This is a genomic window from Streptomyces sp. NPDC091371 (genome assembly GCF_040684275.1).
Lineage (GTDB): Bacteria > Actinomycetota > Actinomycetes > Streptomycetales > Streptomycetaceae > Streptomyces.
On the sequence record NZ_JBFBFP010000093.1, the window covers coordinates 1 to 9,333 of the forward strand.

Genomic DNA, 9,333 nt, shown 5'->3' on the forward strand with positions numbered 1-9,333 from the left:
GGTCAAGGCCACGGAACTACCGAAGGTCTCCGCCCGGCAGGGCACAGGCGAGGCAGGGCCGGTCTGACCAGAGGGATCGAGTCCCCGAAGGGCGGGCAGGTCTCGACCTCGCCTGGTGGCCCTTGCACTCACGTGCTTGGGGTCACCGATGACCTATTAGAACTACCGGTACTCCACGAACCACCAGATCGTCATCGACGCGGACACCCGCCTGGTCGTCGTAGTCGGCCGGCCGCTCGCCGGAAACCGCAACGACTGCAAGGCCTGGGAGGAATCCGGCGCCAAAGCCGCCGTCGGCAGAACACTCACGATCGCCGACGGCGGCTACCCCGGCACCGGACTCGTCATGCCGCACCGCCGCCGCAAAGGCGAAGACCTGCCCGACTGGAAGCAGGCACACAACAAGTCCCACAAGCAGGTCCGCGCCCGCGTCGAGCACACCTTCGCCCGCATGAAGGCCTGGAAGATCCTCCGCGACTGCCGCCTCAAAGGCGACGGAGTCCACCACGCCATGCTCGGCATCGCCCGCATGCACAACCTCGCCCTCGCCGGATAGGCGAGCAGATCGCACCCCGACTGACCCTGCCCAGCGCGACTCAAAGATCATTTACGGGACAGCCCTTAGATTCAGGAGTACCTCGATGCTGCGCACCATGTTCAAGTCCAAGATCTAGCATCTGGGCATTTGCGCAGGTCAACGCCGTACTGCCCGGGTCGAGGTCAGCAAGTGGTCGGCATCGGTCCCGGCCGGGTCTCTGACGTGTGTAAAGGGATCCCCGCGGGTGCATCCGCCGCCCGGGGCGTGACGCAGGGGAAGAATCCCCGTCCCTCGGCGGAGAGCAGTCGCATGGCCGCTGGAAGGAGCGCATCGCCGGTAGTATCTGGAGGTGAATGGAGCCCTGCCGCGGTGCTGACCACTGGGAACTACCGTTGTGTCAGGTGACGTGTCGGTCGACGCGGGCATCCCATTCAACATGGATCGGCCGGGCGCGGCGGCTTGCCTGAACGCTCCGGCTGCCGAAGCGATGCTTCTGCAGGGGGGGACGGCCTCCTGCAGGCCGGTCCGCGGTCGCCTTTCCGGAACCGGGCCCGTGCGGTGTTCCGTTCTCCGATGAGGAGCGCTCGCTCTATGTCCTCGCGGACCTGGGGGCACGGCCGAGCGCTGAGTCGACACCGGACGCCCTTCACCCCTGTGAGGCGGTCAGGCGCCGTCTCGCCGAGCTCCTCGATCTGATCGTCAAACGGTGAGCATGGCCTGTAGTTGGGCCGGAAAGCGGCCGCGAGTGCCGTGGCCACCGGTGTGAGGCCCGGACGGGCGGGTCACGCCTGGCGAGGAGCCCCCGCCCTCAGCTCGAGACGGCCTCGGCCCAGCCGCGGTTGACGGTCTCTCTTGCCTTCTCCGTCTGCGCCTCCGTCGGAAACGTCGGCGTGCCCTCGACCGTCGGCAGTTTCTCCGCGGCGGCCTTGTCGAGGGTGCCGTCCTTCTCCATGGCGTCCATGAGGACGGGGCGTGCATAGGCGCCGAGCCGGAGGTTCTGGCCCTCCGGGCTGAAGACGTACTCCTGCCACAGACGTGCCGCCGCGGGGTGCGGAGCGTCTTTGTTCACCCCGTTCGCGTAGTACTGAGCGAAGCTGCCGTCGAAGGGGATGGCGGTCCGCCAGTCGACGTCCGTGCCATTCTCGCGGAATTCGTCGGCGTATCCGAGGTTGAGGAAGTCCCAGTCGATGCTGATCGGGGTCTGGCCCTTCGCGATCGTGGCCGGGGTGGATTCGACCGGGATGAAGTTGCCGTTCTCGCTGAGCTCGGCGAAGAAGTCGATGCCGGGCTGGACGTCGTCGAAGGAACCCCCGTTCGCCAGGGCCGCCGCGTAGACCCCGGCGAAGGCGGAGCCGGACTTGGTGGGGTTGCCGTTGAGCGCGACCTTGCCTTTGTACTCGGGCTTGCGCAGGTCGGCGAAGGTCGCGGGGCAGGTCTTGACGCGCTTGGCGTCACAGCCGATCGAGATGTAACCGCCGTAGTTGTTGTACCAGCGGGCCCGGTCGTCCTTCTGTTCCTTGGGGATCTCGTCGTACGCGGCGACCTCGTACGGAGCGAGCAGGCCCTGCCGTGCCGCGGACTGCGCGAACGAGCCCCCCACGTCGATCACATCGGGGGCGCGGCCTTCGCCCCTGTGCTCCTTCAGGGCGTTGATCTCGTCCTGGCTGTTACCTTCCGGGTTCTCCACGATGACCTTGATCCCGTACTTCTTCTCGAAGCCGTCGATCAGTGCGCCGTAGTTGGCCCAGTCGCTCGGGAGCGCGATCGTGTTGAGCGAGCCCTCTTTCTTCGCCGCTGTGGTCAGTGCTGCCATGCCGCCGGCGTCCGCGGCGGAGGTGGCCACCGCGGGTGCACTGGGCGCGGTGGTGGGCTTGTCTCCGCAGGCGCCGAGGGGCGCCGCGAGGACCAGGTAGGCGGCGACGAAGGCTGTCCGGAGACGAGGTGCGGGCACAAAGGCTCCATAACGGGCGGTCGCGTACTGATCGAGGCCAGCGTACGTTCGGCGGCCTCGGCAGCGCAGTCCCAGACGGTGGTGTCCGCTGTCTTCCCTGCGGCTGCCGTACCGGCGCGTTCTCAGAACCCCTCGTCGTCCCACCCGGCCAGGAGCGCCTCCCCGAGATCCATCGCGGGCGGTGCGGCCCCGTCGTGGAGGGCCTGCTCGCTCCAGATGATCTTGCCGCGGGCGGTGTAGCGGGTGCCCCAGCGCTCGGCGAACTGCGCGACGAGGAACAGGCCGCGACCGCCCTCGTCGGTGGCCTCGGCCCGGCGCAGGTGCGGGGAGGTGCTGGACCCGTCGGAGACCTCGCAGATCAGGCTGCGGTCGTACAGCAGCCTCACCCGGATGGGCTCGGTGCCGTAGCGGATGGCGTTGGTTATCAGCTCGCTGAGGATGAGTTCCGTGGTAAAGGCGATGTCCTCCAGGCCCCAGTCCGCCAGTCGGCGGGCGCAGGCGTTGCGCACCGGGGACACCGCCGCGGGGTCGGGGGGTACGTCCCACTCGGCGATCCGCGCGGGGTCCAGTCGGCGGGTGCGCGCCACCAGCAGCGCGACGTCGTCGCTGGGCCTGGTGGGCAGCATCGCGTCGATCACCACGGTGCAGGTTTCCTCCGGGGTGCGGGCGGGCCCGGCCAGAGCGGCGCGCAGCGCCGCCAGGCCCGCGTCCGGATCGCGGTCGCGGCTCTCGATCAGCCCGTCGGTGAAGAGTGCCAGCCGGGAGCCTTCGGGCAGGGTGACCGTCATGGTCTCCATGGGCAGGCCCTCGCCCAGGCCCAGCGGCGGGGAGACCGGCACCTCGGGGAAGGACACGGTTCCGTCGGGAAGGATCAGAGCGGGGCCCGGATGCCCGGCGGTGGCGGCCGTCACCTGCCCCGAGACGGGATCGTAGAGGGCGCACAGGCAGGTGGCTCCGGTGATCCCCTGCCACTCCTGCTCGTCGGTGTCAATGTGGGCGACGAGCTCGTCCAGGTGGCTCAGGAGTTCGTCCGGGGGCAGGTCGAGGGTGGAGAAGTTGTACACGGCGGTGCGCAGGCGGCCCATGGTGGCGGCGGCGTGGAGACCGTGGCCGACGACGTCGCCGACCACCAGGGCCACTCGGGCGCCGGGCAGCGGGATGACATCGAACCAGTCACCGCCCACACCGGCCTGGGCGGCCAGATAGCGGTGCGCGACCTCGACGGCGGACTGCTCCGGTACGCCCCGGGGCAACAGGCTGCGCTGCAGGGTGACGGCCATGGTGTGCTCGCGGGTGTAGCGGCGGGCATTGTCGACGGACAGCGCCGCCCGGGCGGTCAGCTCCTCGGCGAAGGACACGTCCTCCTCGTCGAAGGGCGGGGAGTCCTGGGTCCGCCAGTAGCCGGCCATCCCCAGCACCACGCCCCGGGCCCGCAGGGGCACGGCGATCAGGGAGTGGATGCCGCGGTCCAGGATCTGCAGGGCGTTGGCCGGGTCCTGGGTCCGCCAGCCGTGGGTGGCGCGCAGGTCCGCCTCCAGGACCGCGCCGCTGCCGGCCAGCCCGGCGGCCATGGGGCTGGTGGGAACGAACCGGATCAGCTGGCCGACGGGGTAGAGGGGGTGGTCGCCCTGAAGGCCGACGCGGGCGGTGCGGCGCATCTCGGTGGTTGCTTCGGGCGGCTCCTCGCCGCGCAGCACCGGGTCCAGCAGGTCGACGGTGACGACGTCGGCGAACCGTGGGACCGCCACCTCCGCCAGTTCCTCCGCGGTGCGCTCCACGTTCAGCGTCGTTCCGACCTGCATCCCCGCGGCGTAGAGCAACTTCAGCCGCTCGCGGGCCACCTCGGCCCTGCCGGAGAGTGCCCGCAGCTCGGTGGTGTCCCGCAGCGTGACGACGGTACCGGCCTGCCCGTAGGGCGCGGTGGGCCGGATGTTCACCGCCAGCAGCCGATCGGCTGCCATGTGCAGCTCGTCGGTCGCGGAACGGCCCGATGCGATCGGCTCGGCGATCCCCTCCTCCAGACCCAGGTCCGTGACGGGGAGCCCTTCCGCGTCCACCGGCAGGTCCAGCAGCCGCCGCGCCTCGTCATTGGCCAGCAGCAGCCGTCCGCCGCCGCCGACGATCAGCACGCCCTCTCGCACCGCGTGCAGCACCGCGTCGTGGTGCTCGTACATCCTCGTCATCTCGGCCGGTCCCAGGCCATGCGTCCGGCGCAGCAGCCGACGGCTCACCAGAGCGGTTCCGCCCGCGGACAGGGCGAGCACCGCGGCTGCACTGCCGAGGACGACCGGCAGCTGCCGGTTCACCATGCTCTGCACGTTCTGCACCGTGACCGGGGAGGAGACGATGGCGATGACGCGGCCGTCGGAGTCCTTGACGGGGACCACCGAGACCACGGACTGCCCCAAGGACCCTTCGAAGGTCTCGGTGAAGGATTGGCCGGCCACCGCCTTGGAGAAGGGGCCGACGACGTGCTTCCCGATCTGCCGTGGGTCGCTGTGGGCGAGGGTGACCCCGGAGAGTGTGTACACGTTGATGCCGTCGACCCCGGCGATCTCCCGGGCCGCCTCGGCGCTCGGCTGTAGCACTGCGCTCGGATGGGGGCTGCGCAGGGCCGCGACGATTCCCGGAGATTCCGCGAACGTTCCGGCGGCGGCGAGCGTACGGTGCCGGGCGTCCACCATGCCGGCGCTCCGGGCTTGGACCACGAGCGCCACCACCGCGGCGGCGACGAGCAGCACCACGACCGCCAGCTGCAGGAGGAACACCTCGCCGGCCACGCTGCGCACGCTCAGAAGGGAGGACAGACGCTGCGGCCGCCGCGCCTCTCCCTTGGGGTGCTGGGCGTGCTCCTGACGCTCCTGGCGGCTTCCTGGGCGGGGACGCCGAGAGGGAGAGGAAGAGCTCGTGGTCGAGCCGAGCAGCCGACGTCGGACGTGTCCAAGTAGGTCGCTCATACTCCATCTTCTAACCTCTGTGGGCCGTCGGCAGCGGGGAGCGACGGTCGCCGAGCCGGCGATTCGGGCCCTTCCGCGGAGCGAGGGTGTGGCGCGGCGCGTGGGGGCGCGGGCGGGATCCGGGCAGCCGCCGCGCCGATGGGGATCCCACGCCCACACACCGTGCAAGAAGTCATGCTGGTTCAGAAAAATGGAGGGGTGGACGGGACGAGTTCAACGACGTGCCGGCCGCCGTTACCGCCCTGCTGGGCTGAGCCGGCCACCGGCGGCCGGGGCGCTTCTCTTGGCTCGATCCTCGCCACGGTGCACTTCGCGCCGCGGAATGCCCATGGTGTCCGGAATAATGGATGGAACGGCGAGTGGAAGGGGACATCTCGTGCCATCGGCTCGGCCGGGGGGCGAGGAGACCCACGGCCCGTTCTGGTCCGAGCCGGGGACGCTGCTCGAGCACGTGCCCGTGGCCGTCTTCGGCCTCGATGACGGGGACCTCGTCTGTTACTGGGGGCCCGGCGCGCGGGACCTCTTCGGATATGACGCCACCGCCGTTCTGTCGAGGCCCGGCGCCGTTCTCTTCGCCGACGGGCCCCGGGGCGCCCCCGATCCGTGCGCCCGGCTGACCGAGCGAGGCCGGACCCAGGGTTACTGGAGGGGGCGGCTGCCGGCCCGGCATCGTGACAGCACCGTCTTCGACTGCGGCTTCCGGGCCTTCTCCGTGACCGGATCCGGCGGACCTTCGGTGGTGATGGTCCTGGCGAGCCGTAGTGACGAGCTCGATCGGGTCAAGACCAACCTCGCCTTCCTCGACGCCCTCTTCGAGACTTGCCCCATCGGTCTGGTCATGCTCGACCAGGACCTCCGGTACGTCCATCTCAACCAGGCGCTCGCCGACATGGACGGTCTGCCGATCGAGGCCCACCTCGGGCGGCGCATGGACGAAATCATGATCATGTCCGACGATGGTGAATACCAGCGCATGCTCCGCGGCGTCGCCCTGGGCGGAGCACCGGTCGTGGGGACCCTGGTGGGCATGCGTCCGCGGGGGCATCCGGACCGTGACCAGGTGCGGTCGGTGAGTTTCTTCCCCCTGAGCCAGGCGGTCGGCTCGCGCCCCGGAGTGGGCGGGCTGATGTTGGACGTGACCGACCGGGAACAGGCCATCCTGGAAGCCACCGCCAGCCGTCGACGGCTGGCTCTGCTGGACGGGGCCTCCACTCGCATCGGGACCACCCTGGACGTGAACGTCACCGCCCAGGAGCTGGTCGACGCTGCAATGCCGGACTTCTGCGACGGCGCCGTGGTCGAAGTCGTGGAGTGGATGGACGAGGCAGAGGTCTTTGACCCGGCGCGACCGCTGTTCACCCGCAGAATCGCCTCCGGGACGATCCTGCCCCCTCCGGCCACCGAACTCGTGAGTGGGGTGGAGACGGTGCGGTATCCGCCCGGCTCCGTCATCCACGACATGCTGAGGACCGGTCGCGCCATCTCCGCCGTGGTGAACGAGGAGTTCCTGGCCCGGACCGTCCTCATCGAGTCACGCGCACGGCTCTTCGCCGAGAGTGGGTTGGCCTGCGTCCTCGTTGCCCCGCTCATCGCCAGGGGTACGGTCCAGGGAATCGCCATGTTCGGCCGGTCCACGGGCCGGCCGGCCTTCACCCGGGACGATGTCAGCCTGGCCAGTGAGCTCGCCTCACGGGCTGCGATCTGCCTGGACAACGCCCGTCTGTACAGCCGCGTCCAGGACATCGCCCTCACTCTGCAGCGGGCGTTGTTGCCCAGCGCGTTGGCGACCAGCCCGTACGTGGACGTGGCCCACCGGTACGTACCCGGCAGTCGGATCACCGAGGTCGGCGGCGACTGGTACGACGTGATCAGCCTGCCCGACGGCCGAGTCGTTCTCGTGGTGGGCGACGTGATGGGGCACGGTGTGTCGGCCGCCGCCGCCATGGGTCGCCTTCGTATCACCACCAAGGCTCTGGCCAGGCACGACAGCGAGCCCGACGACCTCCTCACCGAGCTCGACGCATGCGCCCAGGAGGCCGGCATCGAGCTGGCGACGTGCCTGTACATCGTCTACGACCCGAAGATCGGAGTAGCCCGCATCGCCAGCGCCGGCCACCCCCCGCCCCTGGTACTCCGGCCGGACGGCACAGTGGAGACCATCGACGACGTCCTGGGAGTCCCTCTCGGCGTCGGCGGCTGTCCTTTCCGGACGATCGAGATCGAACTCCCCGGGAACGCGATTCTCGCCCTGTACACCGACGGCCTCATCGAGACACGAGGCGCGGACCTCGAGGTCGGTCTGAAGGCATTGCGCGCCGAACTGGGCAGGACCTCAGGCCCGTTGGAAGCAATGGCGGACCGCATCCTTGCGAGCTTGCTGCCCGCCCCGCCGGCCGACGACGCGGTTCTGGTCCTCGCCCGCGTCCGCCGCGCCCATTGAGGAGGCGTCGAGTTCGGTGTGTCTTGGCAGCCGCTTCATCGCTCGTGTGCAGCTCCGTTCAGGACGGCGAGCCTGGCTCGTCCACCAGCTCGACACCCTTGTGCGCGTCGACCAGCACCGAGCCGCCGTACCGGCCCTTCCGGGGCTGGTCGGCGGCCTTCACCGGCCCACCCCTGGGCCTCGCTCGTGCGGCCTGCCGCCTCCAGCTCCGTGGCGATCAAGAGGTGGGTGTGGCCGTTCGGGGTGAGGTCCGCCGCGTGGATCGCGACCAGCGCGTCCACGCTGCCGCCGTCAGCCTTCAGGAGACGTCCATTGAGGCCATTCTCCGCCCACCTCTTGGGACTGGCCCGCCAGACGGCCACCACCAAGGCGCGCGCCCGGGCCATGCCCGGCTCACGAACAGGTCCGTGTCCGTGCCGTCGTTGGCGTCGTCCAGCAGGTGGCAACCGGTCAGCGTGAGTCCTGCAACACCTGGGACAGCTGACCGAACACGCGAATCGTTGTAGGCTCCGGAGACCGCCCTTGACCTGCGGGAAGCAGGCAGGGAGCAGACAAACCGGGAGTTTTCCGATGCTTCGTACCATGTTCAAGTCCAAGATCTAGCAAATGGACGTTTGCGCAGGTCAGGGCAGTGATGGCCGGGCCCAGGTCAGCGAACGGTCAGCATCGGTCCCATGAGGGTCCCCGGTGGCTGACCAGGGGGGCACGAGCACGGGGCTCGGTCGCGGACTCAAGACCGGCTGGATCGACCCTTCAGGCCGGCCATCCACGCCTCGACCTCGTCCGACCGGCGCGGCAGCGCGGCGGACAGGTTCCGGTTGCCGTCCTCGGTGACGAGGATGTCGTCCTCGATGCGGACGCCGATGCCGCGGTACTCCTCGGGCACCGTCAGGTCGTCGGCCTGGAAGTACAGGCCGGGCTCGACGGTCAGGCACATGCCCGGCTCCAGCGTGGTGTCGACGTACGCCTCGGTGCGCGCTGCGGCGCAGTCGTGGACGTCCATGCCGAGCATGTGGCCGGTGCCGTGCAGGGTCCAGCGGCGCTGCAGGCCGAGTTCCAGGACGCGGTCGGCCGGGCCCTCGACGAGGCCCCACTCGACGAGCTTCTCGGCGAGCACGCGCTGCGCGGCGTCGTGGAAGTCGCGGTAGGCGCCGCCCGGCTTCACCGCGGCGATGCCGGCCTCCTGCGCCTCGTAGACGGCGTCGTAGATCTTGCGCTGGATCTCCGAGTACCGGCCGTTGATCGGCAGGGTGCGGGTGACGTCGGCGGTGTAGAGCTCGGTGGTCTCCACGCCGGCGTCGAGCAGCAGCAGGTCGCCGGAGCGGACGTCGCCGTCGTTGCGGACCCAGTGCAGGGTGCAGGCGTGCGGGCCGGCGGCGCAGATGGAGCCGTAGCCGACGTCGTTGCCCTCGACGCGGGCGCGCAGGAAGAAGGTGCCCTCGATGTA

4 protein-coding genes and 1 pseudogene are annotated in these 9,333 nt (G+C 69.9%); 2 read left to right on the top strand and 3 right to left on the bottom strand.

Annotated features, from left to right (window positions below):
- Window positions 1–160: 160 nt before the first annotated feature.
- Window positions 161–556: pseudogene (locus AB0O21_RS39970) on the top strand (transposase); the annotation flags it as partial.
- Between the two features lie 790 nt (window positions 557–1,346).
- On the opposite strand, the gene AB0O21_RS39975 reads toward AB0O21_RS39970, so the two are convergent.
- Window positions 1,347–2,489, bottom strand: a complete 1,143-nt coding sequence (locus AB0O21_RS39975; protein WP_365180787.1) for an extracellular solute-binding protein — start codon at window positions 2,487–2,489, stop codon at window positions 1,347–1,349.
- Window positions 2,490–2,611: 122 nt separating this feature from the next.
- Window positions 2,612–5,278: a SpoIIE family protein phosphatase gene (locus tag AB0O21_RS39980; protein WP_365180790.1), complete on the bottom strand. Its 2,667-nt coding sequence runs from the start codon at window positions 5,276–5,278 to the stop codon at window positions 2,612–2,614.
- A 490-nt stretch (window positions 5,279–5,768) separates the two neighbouring features.
- Between AB0O21_RS39980 and AB0O21_RS39985 the strand changes: the two genes are divergently transcribed.
- Window positions 5,769–7,886 carry a SpoIIE family protein phosphatase gene (locus tag AB0O21_RS39985; protein WP_365180793.1) on the top strand — a complete coding sequence of 706 codons (2,118 nt, stop codon included), beginning with the start codon at window positions 5,769–5,771 and terminating at the stop codon, window positions 7,884–7,886.
- Between the two features lie 730 nt (window positions 7,887–8,616).
- On the opposite strand, the gene AB0O21_RS39990 is transcribed toward AB0O21_RS39985, so the two are convergent.
- Window positions 8,617–9,333 (bottom strand): M24B family metallopeptidase (locus tag AB0O21_RS39990; protein WP_365180795.1); only part of this gene is annotated, 717 nt, incomplete at its 5' end.

Excerpts from the sequence above, each read along its gene's own strand:
- AB0O21_RS39985 (WP_365180793.1), top strand. The coding sequence starts at position 5,769 with ATGCCCATGGTGTCCGGAATAATGGATGGAACGGCGAGTGGAAGGGGA.